General features: G+C 67.7%; 12 protein-coding genes. 9 read left to right on the top strand and 3 right to left on the bottom strand.

Annotated features, from left to right (window positions below):
- Positions 1-266: 266 nt before the first annotated feature.
- The 7 genes from ABS88_RS19250 to ABS88_RS19220 all read left to right on the top strand — a co-directional run bounded on the left by ABS88_RS19250 (position 267) and on the right by ABS88_RS19220 (position 10,768).
- Positions 267-1,205, top strand: coding sequence for a complex I NDUFA9 subunit family protein (locus ABS88_RS19250; protein ID WP_076077685.1), 939 nt, complete (start codon positions 267-269; stop codon positions 1,203-1,205).
- A 231-nt stretch (positions 1,206-1,436) separates the two neighbouring features.
- Complete coding sequence (locus tag ABS88_RS19245; protein WP_076074665.1) at positions 1,437-2,237, top strand: undecaprenyl-diphosphate phosphatase; 801 nt, start codon at positions 1,437-1,439, stop codon at positions 2,235-2,237.
- 159 nt (positions 2,238-2,396) lie between these two features.
- A complete protein-coding gene (locus ABS88_RS19240; protein WP_067105878.1) occupies positions 2,397-3,839 on the top strand; it encodes an NAD(P)-dependent oxidoreductase in 1,443 nt (480 codons plus the stop codon).
- A 16-nt stretch (positions 3,840-3,855) separates the two neighbouring features.
- Positions 3,856-4,977, top strand: coding sequence for a DUF2059 domain-containing protein (locus ABS88_RS19235; protein WP_067105876.1), 1,122 nt, complete (start codon positions 3,856-3,858; stop codon positions 4,975-4,977).
- A gap of 14 nt (positions 4,978-4,991) precedes the next feature.
- Positions 4,992-9,518 carry a glutamate synthase large subunit gene (gene gltB / locus ABS88_RS19230; protein WP_067105874.1) on the top strand — a complete coding sequence of 1,509 codons (4,527 nt, stop codon included), beginning with the start codon at positions 4,992-4,994 and terminating at the stop codon, positions 9,516-9,518.
- Between the two features lie 96 nt (positions 9,519-9,614).
- Positions 9,615-10,052 carry a hypothetical protein gene (locus ABS88_RS19225; RefSeq protein ID WP_067105934.1) on the top strand — a complete coding sequence of 146 codons (438 nt, stop codon included), beginning with the start codon at positions 9,615-9,617 and terminating at the stop codon, positions 10,050-10,052.
- 44 nt (positions 10,053-10,096) lie between these two features.
- Positions 10,097-10,768, top strand: a complete 672-nt coding sequence (locus ABS88_RS19220) for a glutathione S-transferase family protein (RefSeq protein ID WP_286750307.1) — start codon at positions 10,097-10,099, stop codon at positions 10,766-10,768.
- Between the two features lie 28 nt (positions 10,769-10,796).
- Here ABS88_RS19220 and ubiG read toward each other — a convergent pair whose 3' ends face one another.
- A complete protein-coding gene (gene ubiG / locus ABS88_RS19215; RefSeq protein ID WP_104959462.1) occupies positions 10,797-11,522 on the bottom strand; it encodes a bifunctional 2-polyprenyl-6-hydroxyphenol methylase/3-demethylubiquinol 3-O-methyltransferase UbiG in 726 nt (241 codons plus the stop codon).
- A 222-nt stretch (positions 11,523-11,744) separates the two neighbouring features.
- Between ubiG and ABS88_RS19210 the strand changes: the two genes are divergently transcribed.
- Entirely contained in the window at positions 11,745-12,992 is a 1,248-nt protein-coding gene (locus ABS88_RS19210) for an aspartate kinase (protein WP_104959461.1), read from the top strand.
- Positions 12,993-13,123: 131 nt separating this feature from the next.
- On the top strand, positions 13,124-13,279 hold the full coding sequence (locus tag ABS88_RS19205; protein ID WP_199775064.1) for a hypothetical protein: 156 nt from the start codon (positions 13,124-13,126) through the stop codon (positions 13,277-13,279).
- Positions 13,280-13,337: 58 nt separating this feature from the next.
- Here the strand turns inward: ABS88_RS19205 and ABS88_RS19200 are convergent, their stop codons facing one another.
- Together ABS88_RS19200 and ABS88_RS19195 are read right to left on the bottom strand one after the other, a co-directional pair.
- Entirely contained in the window at positions 13,338-15,824 is a 2,487-nt protein-coding gene (locus ABS88_RS19200; protein ID WP_076074650.1) for a TonB-dependent receptor, read from the bottom strand.
- An 88-nt stretch (positions 15,825-15,912) separates the two neighbouring features.
- Positions 15,913-15,984 (bottom strand): DUF2292 domain-containing protein, encoded by a 72-nt coding sequence (locus ABS88_RS19195; protein ID WP_286750306.1) that lies wholly within the window; start codon positions 15,982-15,984, stop codon positions 15,913-15,915.
- Between the last annotated feature and the right edge of the window lie 104 nt (positions 15,985-16,088).

Raw genomic sequence — 16,088 nt, 5'->3', positions numbered from 1 at the left:
CGAACCTCCACGACCTTGCGATCGCCAGCACCTGAAGCTGGTGCGTCTACCAATTCCGCCATCTGGGCACGGGGTAGGAGCGGGCGCTTAGCGGCGGGGGCTGGCGCTTGTCAACCGCGCTGCACGGGCGCGGCGCGATTATTTTGCCGAAGCGCGGATTTGCGTCGCCGCCCGCGACACATGCCCTTGCCCCCGCGGGCGCTTCGCGGCATGGGAGCGCGAGCGGCGCCGCGGCGCCGGTGGAGAATCGGATACAGGGCGACGCGATGCGCAACCTCGACGGACAATTGATCACGGTGCTGGGCGGCGGCGGGTTCGTCGGCCGCTATGTCGTGCAACGCCTGCTGACGCTGGGCGCGCGGGTGCGCGTCGCGCAGCGCGACCCGCGCGCGGCGGTGTTCCTGAAGCCGCTCGGCGGCCTGGGCCAGACGCAGTTCGTCGCCGCCGACGTGCGCGATGCGGCGAGCGTCGCGCGCGCGGTCCAGGGCAGCGACGCCGTCGTCAACCTCGCCGGCAGCTTCGACGCGATGCACGCGGTGCAGGCGGAGGGCGCCGGCCATGCCGCCGCCGCCGCGAAAGCCGCCGGCGCGCGCGCCTTCGCCCATGTCTCGGCGATCGGCGCCGATCGCGACAGCGCCTCGGCCTATGGCCGCAGCAAGGGCGACGGCGAGGCCGCGGTCCGCGCCGCCTTCCCCGAGGCGACGATCCTGCGCCCGTCGATCGTCTTCGGGCGCGAGGACCGGTTCATCAACCGTTTCGCGGCGCTGATGCGCATGACGCCGGTCGTCCCGGTGATCGCGCCGGCAACGAAGCTCCAGCCCGTCTATGTCGGCGATGTCGCCGATGCGGTGGTCGCGGCGCTCGCCGCGCCGGCCGCTGGCGACCTGTTCGAACTGGGCGGGCCGCAGGTGTTGACGATGGCCGCGCTGCAGCAGTGGATCGCCGCCGCGACCGGACGAAAGCGGCTGTTCGTCGAGATGCCCGACGCCGTCGCAGCGGCGCTCGCCGCCGGGCTGGGCTGGCTGCCCGGCGCGCCGATCACCCGCGATCAGTGGCGGATGCTGCAGGTCGACAATGTCGTCGCCCCCGGCGCCGCCGGGCTCGCGCAGCTCGGCATCACGCCGACGTCGCTCGCCGCGGTCGCCGAAGGCTGGCTCGTCCAGTATCGCCGCCACGGCCGCTTTGCCGGGGCCGCGGCGCGTTAACCGCCCGCTCCGGCGCGCCCGGCCGCGCGCTTTTCAAATAGCGGCTGGAAAAATCCGCACGCGCTGCGTAGGTCCGTCAGGGAAAGGGGCGTCCGGCACCGAGCCGGCCGCCCCTTCGCCTATTCGTCTTCGCTTCGCAGGATCGTTCATGCCCCCAGCCGATTTGCCGTTCGCTCCCCCTCCCCCCTCGCTTGCCCCTCCCCCTGGGCACGCGCCGGCGGGAGAGCGTCGATGAGCCTGTGGCTGACCGCGATCATCCTCGGCATCGTCGAGGGGCTGACCGAATTCCTGCCCGTCTCCTCGACCGGCCACCTGATCCTCGCGACCGAGCTGCTCGGCTATGACGCGGCGCGCTGGGCGGTGTTCAACATCGCGATCCAGCCGGGCGCGATCCTCGCGATCGTCGTCCTCTACCGGCGGTTGTTCCGCGAGATGATCGTCGGCTTCTTCCGGCGCGACCCGGTGGCGATCGCCTTCGTGCGCAACCTGCTGCTCGCCTTCCTGCCCGCGGTCGTCCTGGGGCTCGCGTTCGGCGACTATATCGAGGCGCTGCTCGAAAACGCCGTCGTCGTCGCCTGGGCGCTGGTGATCGGCGGGTTCGCCATCCTGCTCGTCGAGCGGTTCGCGAAACCCGTCGACAGCGGCGGGGTCGCGGCGCTGACGACGCGCCAGTCGATCATCGTCGGCCTTGTCCAGTGCATCGCGATGATCCCGGGGGTCAGCCGCTCGGGCGCGACGATCATGGGCGCGATGGCGCTCGGCATCGACCGCAAGACCGCCGCCGAGTTCAGCTTCTTTCTCGCCCTGCCGACGCTGACCGGCGCGACGGTGCTGCAGCTTGCCAAGCATCACGAATCGATCACCCGGAACGACCTGGGCCTGATCGCGCTCGGCGCGTTCGTGTCCTTCATCGTCGCCTGGGCGGTGATCAAGGCCTTCCTCGCCGTCGTGACGCGATACGGATTCGGCCCCTTCGCTTGGTATCGAATCATCGTCGGCGCCGCAGCGCTGGCCTGGCTGGCCCTAAGATAGGTCCGACATTTTACTAATTTTGAAAGATGATTGCGTGAGATAAGCGACTTTCCAGAATTGAGCGGATTTAAGGTCAGTATTACTGCCTTAAATCCGCTTTTCCTGATGACAGCCTTTCGGCGCTCCTGCATCCGCCCTCGCAACGAAGGGAAAAAATGCATGGCTGCCGATCGCATGCTCCAGTTCGTGGGGCACGACCAATCCTATCCCGACAAGCGCTCGCCGGAGGAGCGCGCGCGCGATTTCCGCGAGATCGCCGAGCGCTACGCCGCGCCCGATGCGCGCGATCAGTCGGCGCGCTGTTCGCAGTGCGGCGTGCCCTATTGCTCGGTGCATTGTCCGCTGCACAACCACATCCCCGAATGGCTGCGCCTGACCGCGGAGGGGCGGCTGCGCGAGGCGTACGAGCTGTCGAACGCGACCTCGACGATGCCCGAGATCTGCGGCCGCATCTGCCCGCAGGACCGGTTGTGCGAAGGCAATTGCGTGATCGAGAGCGCGGGTCACGGCGCTGTGACCATCGGCAGCGTCGAGAAATACATCACCGACACCGCCTGGGCCGAGGGCTGGGTCGAGCCGGTCCGCGCGGGCCCGGCGACGGGCCAGTCGGTGGGCATCGTCGGCGCCGGCCCGGCCGGGCTGACCGCCGCCGAATATCTGCGCGTCGCGGGGCACGAGGTGCATGTCTATGACCGCCACGACCGCGCCGGCGGCCTGCTCACCTACGGCATTCCCGGCTTCAAGCTGGAGAAGGAGGTGGTGATGCGCCGCATCGAGCGGCTCGCCGAAAGCGGCATCCACTTCCACGCCGGGTTCGAGGTGGGCCGGGACGCGACGCTCGACGCGCTGCGCCAGCGGCACGACGCGGTGCTGATCGCGACCGGCGTCTACAAGGCGCGCGAGATCGCCGTCCCCGGCAAGGATGCCGAGGGCGTGGTCGCCGCGCTCGACTATCTGATCGCCTCGAACCGCAAGGGGTTCGGCGATGCGGTCCCCGCGTTCGACGACGGGCGGCTGAATGCCGAGGGCAAGCATGTCGTCGTCATCGGCGGCGGCGACACCGCGATGGACTGCGTTCGCACCGCGATCCGCCAGGGCGCGAAGTCGGTCAAATGCCTCTATCGCCGCGACCGGGAGAATATGCCGGGCTCGCAGCGCGAAGTCGCCAATGCCGAGGAGGAAGGCGTCGAGTTCGTGTGGCTGGCGGCGCCCGAGCGCTTCACCGCCGACAAGGCGGTCCGGCAGGTCGCGGCGCAGGGCATGCGCCTCGGCGCGCCCGACGCGAGCGGCCGCCGCAACCCCGAGCCCGATCCGGGCCGCAGCTTCGACCTACCCGCCGACATGGTGATCAAGGCGCTCGGTTTCGACCCGGAGGAACTGCCGCACCTGTTCGGCGCCCCCGACCTCAGCGTCACGCGCTGGGGCACGCTGCGCGTCGATCACCAGACGATGATGACCAGCCTGCCCGGCGTGTTCGCCGCGGGCGACATCGTGCGCGGCGCCAGCCTGGTCGTCTGGGGCATCCGCGACGGCCGCGACGTCAGCGAACAGATGGCAAAGTGGTTGAAGGTCAAGGCAAAAACCGAAAAGAAGGCGGCATGATCAACAGGAAGGAATCATGACCATGTCGAGCTGGAAATCGCTGGCGCTCGCCGGCACCGTCGCGCTGCTGTCCCCCGCCGCGCCCGCCTGGGCCGAACCCGAGGAAGCGCCGGCGGCAGAGGTCGTCGCCGACGATTCGATGCTGAGCGAAAGCAGCCTTGCCGATGCCAAGGCGCGGATGCGCAAGGAAATGGACGAAGCCATCGCGCTCGTCGAAAGGATATTCGCAACCGACACGCTGCCGCCGATCGACCCCGCGCAGCTCGCGCTCGCGCAGCAGACGACGGCCGCGCTGATTCCCGCGGGCAGCCTCGAGCGGATGCTCGACAATCTCTACGGCAAGGTCTTCAAGTCGATCATGGCGCAGGTCGACGGCGCGTCGGACCTGATGATCGGCATCAAGACCGGCGTCGACAGCGACACGATCGCCGCGCTCGACGCGCCGAGCAAGCAGGCGATCGCCGACCTGTTCGACCCCCATCGCAAGCAGCGCGAAGAGCAGGTGACCGCCGTCATCAAGCCGGTGATCAGCGAGGTGCTCGCCGACCTCGAACCGCCGATGCGCGCGGGGCTTGCGCGCGCCTATGCCCGCACCTTCGCCGCCGACCAGCTCGGCCAGTTCAACGCCTTCTTCGCCACCCCCGCCGGCCAGGCCTATGCCCGCGAATGGATGGCACTGCAGGCCGATCCGGAGGTGATGCTGGCGATGATCAAGGCCGTTCCGCCGCTGGCGGACAAGGTCATCGACCGCGCGCCGCAGGTCGAGGGTCAGCTCAAGGAGCTGCCGAAGGAACGCGCGCTGGCCGACCTGAGCGACGCCGAACTGCGCAAGCTCGCCAAACTGCTCAAGGTCGACGTCAAGACGCTCAAGGAAACGCGCGATTCGTGGAATGCGCCGGTCGAGACCACCGAAGCCGCGGCCAGCGACGAATGGAGCTATACCGACGATGCCGTCGACGCGGCCGCCGATGCGGCGGCCGCAGCCGCGGACGATTACGACGCGGGCCACGACCGCTCCAACTGGTCCGAGGCCGACCGCAAGGCGGTCGAGGAACTGGAAGCGGCAACCTACGAAGCCGAACAGAGTGCCGCCGCCAACGCGCGCAAGCGGCTCGGCATGACCGATCCGACCTCATAGTCAGGAACGAAGACATGACCCATTACCCCACCCCCGACCATGCGCGGCTCGCCGAAACCGGCATGTATCGCCCCGACCTCGAATCCGATGCCTGCGGCGTCGGGCTGGTCGCCGCGACCGACGGCAAGCCGTCGCGCCGCGTCGTCGATGCGGCGATCGAGGCGCTGCGCGCGGTGTGGCACCGCGGCGCGGTCGATGCCGACGGCAAGACGGGGGACGGGGCGGGCATCCATGTCGACCTGCCCGAACGCTTCTTCGACGATGCGATCGCGGCGTCGGGGCACAAGGTGCGCCCGAACCGCCTCGCCGTCGGCATGGTCTTCCTGCCGCGCACCGACCTGGGCGCGCAGGAAGCGTGCCGGACGATCGTCGAGGCGGAGATCATCGATGCGGGCTACACCATCTACGGCTGGCGGCAGGTGCCCGTCGACGTGTCGGTGATCGGCGACAAGGCGCAGCGCACGCGCCCGGAGATCGAGCAGATCATGATCGCCGGTCCGCTGCCCGAGGAACAGTCGCTCGCCGAATTCGAAAAGCAGCTCTATCTCGTCCGCCGCCGGATCGAGAAGAAGGTGATCGCGGCGCAGATCCACGATTTCTATATCTGCTCCCTGTCGGGTCGCTCGATCATCTACAAGGGGCTGTTCCTGGCCGAGAGCCTGGCCGATTTCTATCCCGACCTGACCAACCGCCTGTTCGAAAGCCGGGTCGCGATCTTCCACCAGCGCTATTCGACCAACACCTTCCCGCAATGGTGGCTGGCCCAGCCCTTCCGCTGCCTCGCCCATAACGGCGAGATCAACACGATCCGCGGCAACCGCAACTGGATGAAGAGCCACGAGATCAAGATGGCGAGCCTCGCCTTCGGCGAGCATTCGGAGGACATCAAGCCGGTGATCCCCGCGGGCGCCAGCGACACCGCGGCGCTCGACGCGGTGTTCGAGACGCTGTGCCGCGCCGGCCGCGACGCGCCGACCGCGAAGCTGATCCTCGTTCCCGAGGCATGGGGGCACGACGACGATATCCCCGACGCGCACAAGGCGATGTACGCCTATCTCGCCAGCGTCACCGAGCCGTGGGACGGCCCCGCCGCGCTGGCGATGACCGACGGCCGCTGGGCGGTGGCGGGGATGGACCGCAACGCGCTGCGCCCGCTGCGCTACACGCTGACCGCCGACAATCTGCTCGTCGTCGGATCGGAAAGCGGCATGGTGCTGCTGCCGGAGGCGAGCATCCGCAAGAAGGGCCGCCTCGGCCCCGGCCAGATGATCGCGGTCGACCTCGACGAAGGAACGCTTTACGAGGATCGCGCGATCAAGGACCGCATCGCCGGCGCGCAGGACTATGCCTCGCGCGTCAAGGGCTTCCGTACCATGGCCGACCTGCCGAAGGGCGGCAAGGCCAGCCTTCCCGCGTGGGACCGCGCCGAACTGCTGCGCCGCCAGGTCGCGGCGGGCCTGACGATGGAGGACATGGAACTGATCCTGTCGCCGATGGTCGAGGATGCCAAGGAAGCGATCGGATCGATGGGCGACGACACGCCGCTCGCGGTCATCTCGGACAAGCCGCGCCACGTCGCGCAATTCTTTCGCCAGAATTTCAGCCAGGTCACCAACCCGCCGATCGACTCCCTGCGCGAACGGCATGTGATGAGCCTCAACACCCGCTTCTCCAACCTCGGCAACATCCTCGACGAAAAGGGGCAGAGCGCGCACGTCCTCGTCATCGATTCACCGGTGCTCGTCGGCGACGACTGGGATCGGCTGCGCGCCTATTTCGGCGACGCGGTCGCCGACATCGACTGCACCTTCGCCGCCGGCGACGACGCCTCGGCGCTGCGCGACGCGATCGCGCGCATCCGCCGCGAGGCGGAGGACGCGGTGCGCGCCGGGCGCAGCGAGCTGTTCCTGACCGACCAGGCCATCGGCCCCGACCGCGTCGGCGTCGCGATGGTGCTCGCCGCCGCCGCGGTCCACACTCACCTGGTCCGCAAGGGGCTGCGCAGCTATGCCTCGATCAACATCCGCTCGGCCGAGGTGCTCGACACCCACGCCTTCGCGGTGCTGGTCGGCGTCGGCGCAACCACCGTCCACGCCTATCTGGCCGAGGCGAGCATCGCCGACCGCCACGCGCGCGGCCTGTTCGGCGACCTGTCGCTCGACGACTGCCGCGCCCGCTTCCGCAAGGCGATCAACGACGGGCTGCTCAAGATCATGGCGAAGATGGGGATCGCGGTGATCTCCAGCTATCGCGGCGGCTATAATTTCGAGGCGGTCGGCCTGTCGCGCGCGCTCGTCAACGATCTCTTCCCCGGCATGCCGGCAAAGATTTCGGGCGAAGGCTATCAGTCGCTGTTCATCAACGCGACCGACAAGCACGAGGCGGCGTTCGACAATCGTGTCATCGCGCTGCCCGTCGGCGGTTTCTACCGCCAGCGCGCGGGGGGCGAGGCGCACGCCTATTCGGCGCAGCTCATGCACCTGCTCCAGACCGCGGTCGCGACCGACAGCTATTCGACCTATCTGCAATTCTCGCGCGGGGTCGACGATCTGCCGCCCGTCTATCTGCGCGACCTGCTCGAATTCAACTTTCCGCAGCAGGGCGTCCCGCTCGACAGCGTCGAGGCGATCACCGAGATTCGCAAGCGCTTCGTCACCCCCGGCATGTCGCTCGGCGCGCTGTCGCCGGAGGCGCACGAGACGCTGGCGATCGCGATGAACCGCATCGGCGCGAAGGCGGTGTCGGGCGAAGGCGGCGAGGACAGCGCGCGCTATCATCCCTATCCGAACGGCGACAATGCCAACAGCAACATCAAGCAGATCGCCAGCGGCCGTTTCGGCGTCACCGCCGAATATCTGGGCGCCTGCGACGAGATAGAGATCAAGGTCGCGCAGGGCGCCAAGCCCGGCGAGGGCGGACAGCTTCCGGGCTTCAAGGTCACCGAGTTCATCGCGCGGCTGCGCCATTCGACACCGGGCGTGATGCTCATATCCCCGCCGCCGCACCACGACATCTATTCGATCGAGGACCTCGCGCAGCTCATCTACGACCTCAAGCAGATCAACCCGCGCGCGCGCGTCTGCGTGAAGCTCGTCAGCTCCGCGGGCATCGGCACCGTCGCGGCGGGCGTCGCCAAGGCGCACGCCGACGTCATTCTCGTCTCGGGCAACACCGGCGGTACCGGCGCCAGTCCGCAGACCAGCATCAAATATGCCGGCACCCCGTGGGAAATGGGGCTGTCGGAGGTCAATCAGGTGCTGACCCTCAACGGGCTGCGCCATCGTATCCGCCTGCGCACCGACGGCGGGCTCAAGACCGGCCGCGACATCGTGATCGCGGCGATCCTCGGCGCCGAGGAGTTCGGCATCGGGACGCTCAGCCTCGTCGCGATGGGCTGCATCATGGTGCGCCAGTGCCATTCGAACACCTGCCCGGTCGGCATCTGCACCCAGGACGAAAAGCTGCGCGCCAAATTCGGCGGCAGCCCCGAAAAGGTCATCAATCTGATGACCTTCATCGCCGAGGAGGTGCGCGAGATCCTCGCCAGACTCGGCTGCCGCAGCCTCGACGAGGTGATCGGGCGCACCGAACTGCTGCGTCAGGTCAGCCGCGGCGCCGAGCATCTCGACGATCTCGACCTCAACCCGCTGCTGGCCAAGGTCGACGCGCCCGACGAGGAACGCCGGTCGCAGGGTCCGAACTTCCGCAACCCGGTGCCCGACAGCCTCGACGCGCAGATACTGAGCGACGCGAAGCCGCTGTTCGAGCGCGGCGAGCGGATGCAGCTCACCTACAATGTCCGCAACACGCACCGCGCCGTCGGCACCCGGCTGTCGGCGGAGATCACCGCGCGGTTCGGGATGAACGGGCTGGCCGACGACCATGTCCAGGTGCGTCTGCGCGGCACCGCGGGCCAGTCGCTCGGCGCCTTTCTGTGCAGCGGCATCACGCTCGAGGTGTTCGGCGACGCCAACGACTATGTCGGCAAGGGCTTGTCGGGCGGCCGCATCGTCGTGCGCCCGACCGTGTCGAGCCCGCTGGTCAGCCAGCACAACAGCATCGTCGGCAACACCGTCCTCTATGGCGCGACCGCGGGCACGCTGCTCGCCGCGGGGCAGGCGGGCGAGCGCTTCGCGGTGCGCAACTCGGGCGCGCGCGTCGTGATCGAGGGCTGCGGCGCGAACGGCTGCGAATATATGACCGGCGGCACCGCGGTGATCCTCGGCCCCGTCGGCTCGAACTTCGGCGCCGGCATGACCGGCGGCATGGCTTTCGTCCTCGACGAGGACGGCAGCTTCGAACGCCATGCGAACGGCGAATCGATCCAGTGGCAGCGGCTCGACAGCGCGCATTGGGAAGGCGTGCTGAAGACGCTGATCGCCGAGCATGCCGCGGCGACGGGCAGCCGCTGGTCGGCCGAAATCCTGTCCGACTGGGACCGCCGCCGCGCGCAGTTCTGGCAGGTCTGTCCGAAGGAGATGGTCGCCCGCCTCGCCCACCCGCTGAGCGACTCCGATATCGCGGTCGAAGCGGCGGAATGACGCGGACGCGGCATGGACGGCATGCCGCGTTCAGCGCAGCGAAAGCGACTCGCGCCTATGATCCGCGCTTCGATTTCCGGTCGAAAGGACGACGCCATGCGCTGGACCATCGCTGCCCTCCCCCTGCTCGCGCTCGCGCTCGCGGCGCCGCTGCCTGCGGCGGCGGGCGAACATGATACGCGCGGCGCCGTCGCGGCGCTGAACGACCCCCTGCTCCAGGATCGCATGGCCGACACGGTGACGGCGCTGATCGGGGCGCTGATGCAGCTCAACGTCGGCCCGCTCGCGCAGGCCGTGGCGCAGATCGACCCCGAATCCGACGCCGCCTACATCCCGCCCGACGCGACGCTGGGCGAGGTCGCGGGCAAGGACGATCCCTATTATGCCGAGCGGATGGGCGACGACGTTCGCGCCGGCGCGCGCATGGCCGGCCACGCGGCCTCGGCGCTGGCGGCCTATGCCCCGGTCCTCAAGGACATGGCGCGCGACCTTGCCGCCCAATGGGAACGCGAACGCGACGCCGCGCGACGCTGAAAACCGCCATAGCCGTTGCGCCCCGCAGCCGCTATGTCGAAGCCATGTGGCAGCTCTATCAATTCCCGCTTTGTCCCTTCTCCCGCAAGATCAGGCTTTTGCTGGGCGAAAAAGGGGTCGGCTATGAATTGCTGCGCGAGTCGCCGTGGGAGCGGCGCGACGAGTTCATCGACCTCAATCCCGCCGGCCGCACCCCGGTGATGGTCGACGAGGGTCGCGGGCAGGTGCTGATCGACAGCAACGCGATCGCCGAATATTTCGAGGAGACGGTCGAGGGCAAGGCGATGCTCAACGGCACCGCCGCGCAGCGTGCCGAGATCCGCCGCCTGGTCGCGTGGTTCGACCAGGATTTCTTCTACGAGGTGACGGGCCCGCTACTGTTCGAGCGGATGCAGAAGCGCATCGTCCACCGCCAGCCCCCCGACGGCGGCGCGCTGCGCGAGGCGATGAAGGCGGCGAACAACCACCTCGACTATGTCGATTATCTGATCGACCACCGCACCTGGCTCGCCGGCGCGACGATGAGCCTCGCCGACCTCGCCGCCGCCGCGCACATCTCGGTCGCCGACTATCTGGGCGGTATCGATTGGACCGGGCACGAGCAGACCAAGGGCTGGTATTCGGGGCTCAAGTCGCGCCCCAGCTTCCGCCCGCTGCTCGCCGAGCGGATGGAGATCGTTACCCCGCCGAAATACTACGAAGACGTGGACTTTTGACGCGCCACGGAATGCGGGCCCGTCCCATCTACCCCCGGCGCCGCGCCGTCAGCAGATAGTTGAGCGCCTCGCTGCCGCCGAGCTTGAACCCCCGCGCCGGCGACGGCGACAGGCCAGTGCGGTCGACCACCTCCAGCCCCGCCCCCTCGATCAGGCCGGTCAGCTCGTCGGGCCGCAGGAAGCGATCCCAGTCGTGGGTGCCGCGCGGCACCGCGCCGACCCGCTCGGCCGCCTCGACGAGCAGCAGCTTCGACAGCGTCGTGCGGTTCGGCGTCGACAGGATCATCAGCCCGCCCGGCGCGAGCCGCGCCGCCAGTTCGGCGACGAAGGCGGCCGGGTCGGCGACATGCTCGACCACCTCCATCGAGGTGACGAGGTCGAAGGTCGCGGGCGGCAGCGCGGCCAGTTCGCCCGCGTGATAGGCGATCGCCAGCCCCTGCCCCGCCGCATGCGCGCGCGCCGCGCCGATATTCTCGGGCGCCGCGTCGACGCCCGTCACCGCCGCGCCCATGCGCGCCAGCGGCTCGGCGAGTAGCCCGGCGCCGCAGCCGACGTCGAGCGCGGACCTGCCGGCAAGCGGACGGCGCTCGCGGCTGTCGGCGTGCCAGTGCGCGTCGATCTGCTCCCGGATATAGGCGAGGCGTACCGGGTTCAGGCGATGGAGCATCGCCGAGGACCCGCGCGGGTCCCACCAGTCGGCGGCGAGCGCCCCGAAATGGGCGGCTTCCTGCGGATCGATCGTCGCGGCGTTCATGCCCAGCGATGTGGCACTCCTGCCCCGGCGACGCAAGAAAATTGCCGTCCGGCCACGGTCGACGCGGCATCGGAACGCCTGCGATTGCCCGCGGCCAAGAAAATATATCCCCGCCGCCCGCTCGCCGCCTTGCCATAGCCCCTCCCCTTGCCTAACAGCGGCGCGCCCGCAGGATTCCACGGAAAAGTTGCAGGCGATACCAGTTGCGGAAGGCAGGACGAGATGGCGCGGATCGTGATGAAATTCGGAGGCACGTCGATGGCGGGCACCGAGCGGATTCGCACCGTCGCGAAACTCGTCGCGCGCGAAGTGGCCCAGGGCAACGAGGTCGCCGTGGTCGTCTCCGCGATGGCGGGCGAGACCGATCGGCTCGTCAATTTCTGCCGCGAGGCGAACCCGCGCTACGACCCCGCCGAATATGACGTCGTCGTCGCATCGGGCGAACAGGTGACGTCGGGCCTGCTCGCGCTGACCCTGCAGGCGATGGGCACGCCGGCGCGAAGCTGGCTCGGCTGGCAATTGCCGATCCGCACCGAAGAGGTCCACGCCCGCGCCCGCATCCACGAGATCGAGACCGGCGCGCTGTCTGCGGCGATGGCGCGCGGCGAAGTGGCGGTGATCCCGGGCTTTCAGGGCCTGATGGAGGACGGCCGCATCGCGACGCTCGGCCGCGGCGGGTCGGACACCAGCGCGGTCGCGGTCGCGGCGGCAGTAAAGGCGGACCGCTGCGACATCTATACCGACGTCGACGGCGTCTACACCACCGATCCGCGCATCGTCGCGCGCGCCCGCAAGCTCGATTATGTGACCTATGAGGAAATGCTCGAACTGGCGAGCGTCGGCGCCAAGGTGCTCCAGACCCGCTCGGTCGGGCTCGCGATGAAGGAAGGCGTGCGCGTGCAGGTGCTCTCCAGCTTCGTCGAGGGCGACGAGGCGCCGAAGCGGGGCACGATGATCGTCAGCGATCAGGAAATAGAGGAACTCCACATGGAACGGCAGCTCATCACCGGCATCGCTCTGGCCAAGAATGAGGCGAAGATCATCGTCACCCGCGTGCCCGACCGCCCGGGCGCGGTCGCCAGCATCTTCGGCCCGCTGGCCGCGGCGGGGATCAACGTCGACATGATCATCCAGAATGTCGGCCGCGACAAGGGCGAGACCGACGTGACCTTCACCGTGCCCGAAACCGACCTCATCCGCTCGATCGACCTGCTGGAGGCCGCGAAGGACAAGATCGGCTTCAATCGTATCCTGTCGGACGACAAGGTCGCGAAGATCAGCGTCGTTGGCGTCGGGATGAAGAGCCATGCCGGCGTCGCGAGCACGATGTTCCGCGCGCTCGCGGACCGTGGCATCAACATCCAGGCCATCTCGACCAGCGAGATCAAGGTCAGCGTGCTGATCGACGAGGACGAGACCGAACTCGCGGTACGCGTGCTGCACACCGCCTACGGGCTCGATGCCGAATAACAGTCTCTCCCGCGACCTGTCGACGCATCCCCATCGGTCCGTCGCAGACGGGGAACATTGGACCGGTCCCGCGAGTTTCCTGTTCGCCGCAGCATGACGGTATGCCTGCGGCATTTTGCAGGAGACTGAAAATGGCCAACCCGAACCAGCAGGGTCAGAACCCCCAGAAGGGAGGCCGCGATCAGGGTCGCGAGCAGCAACAGCAGCAGCAGCAGGGCGGTCAGAACCGCCAGCAGGGCGAACAGCCGCGCCGCGATCAGCAGAATCGCGAACCGCAGCAGCGCTGACAAGACTGCATGAAAAAGGGGCCGCCCCAGCCGGGACGGCCCCTTTTTGCTGCGCCGGTCAGAAACGCGCCTTGATCGTTCCGCCCCATGTGCGCGGGTCGCCGGGCAGGCCGGTAATCAGGCCCGTATTGCCCGGCCCGACGCTGAGCTGGTCGATATAATTCTGATCGAAGGCGTTGCGGACCCAGGCGAAGAGGTCGAAGCCGCTCTCCGTCCGGAACCCGGCGCGGAAGTTCGACAGCGAATAGCCCTTGACCCAGGTATAGGCCGACGGCGTCGGGTTCGACGACCAGTCCGACCGATAGCTGCCGTCATAGCCGAAATAGAACTGCCCATCCTGGTCGACGAGCTTCGACTCCGCATTGACCTCGGCCCCGAAGGAAAAGGCCCATTTCGAAACCCCCGGCAGCCGCTGGCCCGAAACATCGCAGTTCGGCGGACTGGTCGTCCCACCCGACTGTTCAGGCGCGCACGGCGCATCGACGAATTTCACATATTTGGCGTCCGTATAGGCGCCGTTGACATAGGCCCGGAAGCGTTCGCTCGGACGGATCGAGAAATCGCCCTCGACGCCCTGCGTCCGCACCTTCCCCGCATTGGCAAGATAGCCGCGCAGCACGCCGAACTGGCCGTTGTTCACATTGGCCTGAAAATTCTTGATGTCGGTGCGGAAGGCGGTGAGGTTGAAGGTCGCGCGGCGATCCCAGAACTCCGTCTTGATGCCGACCTCATAGTGATTGACCGACTCCGGCTTCACCGTCGCGGCGCCGAGCAGCGGATTGTTGTTCGCATCGTTCGGCACGCCATTCTGGTTGATCCCGCCCGATTTGAACGTCTTGGCATAGGTCGCATAGAAGAGCAGGTCGCGCGTCGCCTTGTATGTCGCGGTCAGGTCATAGCTGAAGTTCCAGTCGCTGAACTCGGGCGCATATTCCTGCGGCGCGAACACGCCGAGCCGCGCGAGCGTGACCGCGTCGGTCGGCCCGAAAACGACCGGCGTCCCGTCGCCCGCGAAGACGCGCCGCTGATAAAAGCCCTCCTTCTTGTCGTAGTTCAGCCGGACGCCGGGCTGGATCGTGAACTGGTCGCTGATCTTCCAGCTCGCCTTCACGAACAGCGCGGCGCTGGTATTTTTCAGGAACTGGGTATTGATCGCGGTCAGCCCGTCGAGCACCGACGGGGTGCAAGCAAGCTGGTTCGACGCACTCGGGCCGCAACCGGTCACCAGCGGATCGAAGAGCGTCGAATCGCTTCCTGGATTGAGCGTCCAGCGGCTCGACGCCGGGCCGTGCTGTTCGGTCCCCTGCGTGTCGATGCGCTGGTAATAGTAGAAGCCGCCGAGCACGAAGTCGAAGCGGTCGCCGGTATAATTATAGCGCAATTCCTGCGTATACTGGTTCTGCTGCGACGGGTTCTGCGACTTGGTGACGATCGGCAGGCCGGTGAAGTCGCGATCGTTCTCGGGCTGCCAATCCCAATAGCGCCACGCGGTGACCGAGGTCAGCGTGCCGGGGCCCACGTCCCATTTGACGCGCAGCGCGACACCGCCGATCTCGTTCCCGGCGTTGAGGCTGGCGTCGAGGTCGGTCAGCCGGTCATAGGGATTGGTGCTCGGCACGGTATAGCCCTGCGCCGCGGCCAGCGCGGCATATTGGCGGTTCAGTGGGCGCTGCGTCGCGCCGGTGCGGACGAATACCGAGGCGCAGCATACCGCATCCTGCTTGCTCCAGTCGCCCGACAGGGTGACGCTGAGATCATCATTCGGCTGCCACAGCAATTGGCCGCGAATGCCGATATTGTCCTGGCTCTGGACCCAGCGGTCGGTGGTGACGTTATAGATGGTACCGCGGCGGCTGGTCGAAGAAAGCGCGATGCGCGCCGCGAGATGGTCGGTGAGCGGGCCCGAGATGGCGGCCTTCGCCTGCTTGAAATTCAGATTGCCGATGCTGATCTCGGCCTTGCCCTCGAAATCGAAGGTCGGCTGGTTGGTCGTGATGTTGATCGCGCCGGCGGTGGTGTTCTTGCCATAGAGCGTGCCTTGCGGCCCGCGCAGCACCTCGATCTGCGCGACGTCGAGGAAGTCGAAGGTCGCGGAAGCGACGCGCGAATAATAGACGTCGTCGACATAGATGCCGACCCCCTGCTCGATCCCGTCGTTGGTCAGGCCGAAAGGCGCGCCGATGCCGCGGATGTTGACCGCGGTATTGCGCGGGTTCGACGAATAGAATTGCAGCGTCGGCGCCAGTTGCTGGAGCCGCCCGACGTTGAAGCTGCCGGTGTTGTCGATCTGGTCGCCGCCGACGACCGAAATGGCGATCGGCACGTCCTGCGCGGTTTCGGCGCGGCGGCGCGCGGTGACGACGATGTCGCCGCCATAGCTGCCGCTGCCTTGGGCATTGGGGGCCGCATCGAGGGCCGCATCGGGCCGGGGCGCATCGCCGGCCTCCTGTGCGGCGGCGGGCTCTGCCGCGAACAGCAGGGCAAGGGCAAGGGTCCAATAGGATGCCGGAAAGGTCCGGCGGACGGAAGAATATCGGGCAGTCATGGCAATTTCCTGTTGCAAGAAAATTGCCACATCCGGTGGTCCGGTCTGCGGCAGTCGTGGGAGAATATCCCCCGGTCGGGAGCTTGGATCAGTTGGGGTAGCGGTGCCGTTCGGTCACATCGACCTGCACCAGCCGCCCTTCGTGGACGGTGAGCTGGATCGCGCCTGAGGATCAGCGTGCAATAGGCACCCCCTTCGTGGGGTGATCGGCGTGCAAAAAGGACCCCTTCATCCCGGGGATTTAGTCGGCCGACTGGTTTTGAT

The organism is Sphingopyxis sp. SCN 67-31 (assembly GCF_001725095.1).
Note: the sequence above shows the minus strand (reverse complement) of the source record. Positions and strands in the feature narration are given on the sequence as shown.

Coding starts and splice junctions, on each gene's coding strand:
- ABS88_RS19250 (WP_076077685.1), top strand. CDS start 267: ATGCGCAACCTCGACGGACAATTGATCACGGTGCTGGGCGGCGGCGGG.
- ABS88_RS19245 (WP_076074665.1), top strand. CDS start 1,437: ATGAGCCTGTGGCTGACCGCGATCATCCTCGGCATCGTCGAGGGGCTG.
- ABS88_RS19240 (WP_067105878.1), top strand. CDS start 2,397: ATGGCTGCCGATCGCATGCTCCAGTTCGTGGGGCACGACCAATCCTAT.
- ABS88_RS19235 (WP_067105876.1), top strand. CDS start 3,856: ATGACCATGTCGAGCTGGAAATCGCTGGCGCTCGCCGGCACCGTCGCG.
- gltB (WP_067105874.1), top strand. CDS start 4,992: ATGACCCATTACCCCACCCCCGACCATGCGCGGCTCGCCGAAACCGGC.
- ABS88_RS19225 (WP_067105934.1), top strand. CDS start 9,615: ATGCGCTGGACCATCGCTGCCCTCCCCCTGCTCGCGCTCGCGCTCGCG.
- ABS88_RS19220 (WP_286750307.1), top strand. CDS start 10,097: ATGTGGCAGCTCTATCAATTCCCGCTTTGTCCCTTCTCCCGCAAGATC.
- ubiG (WP_104959462.1), bottom strand. CDS start 11,522: ATGAACGCCGCGACGATCGATCCGCAGGAAGCCGCCCATTTCGGGGCG.
- ABS88_RS19210 (WP_104959461.1), top strand. CDS start 11,745: ATGGCGCGGATCGTGATGAAATTCGGAGGCACGTCGATGGCGGGCACC.
- ABS88_RS19205 (WP_199775064.1), top strand. CDS start 13,124: ATGGCCAACCCGAACCAGCAGGGTCAGAACCCCCAGAAGGGAGGCCGC.
- ABS88_RS19200 (WP_076074650.1), bottom strand. CDS start 15,824: ATGACTGCCCGATATTCTTCCGTCCGCCGGACCTTTCCGGCATCCTAT.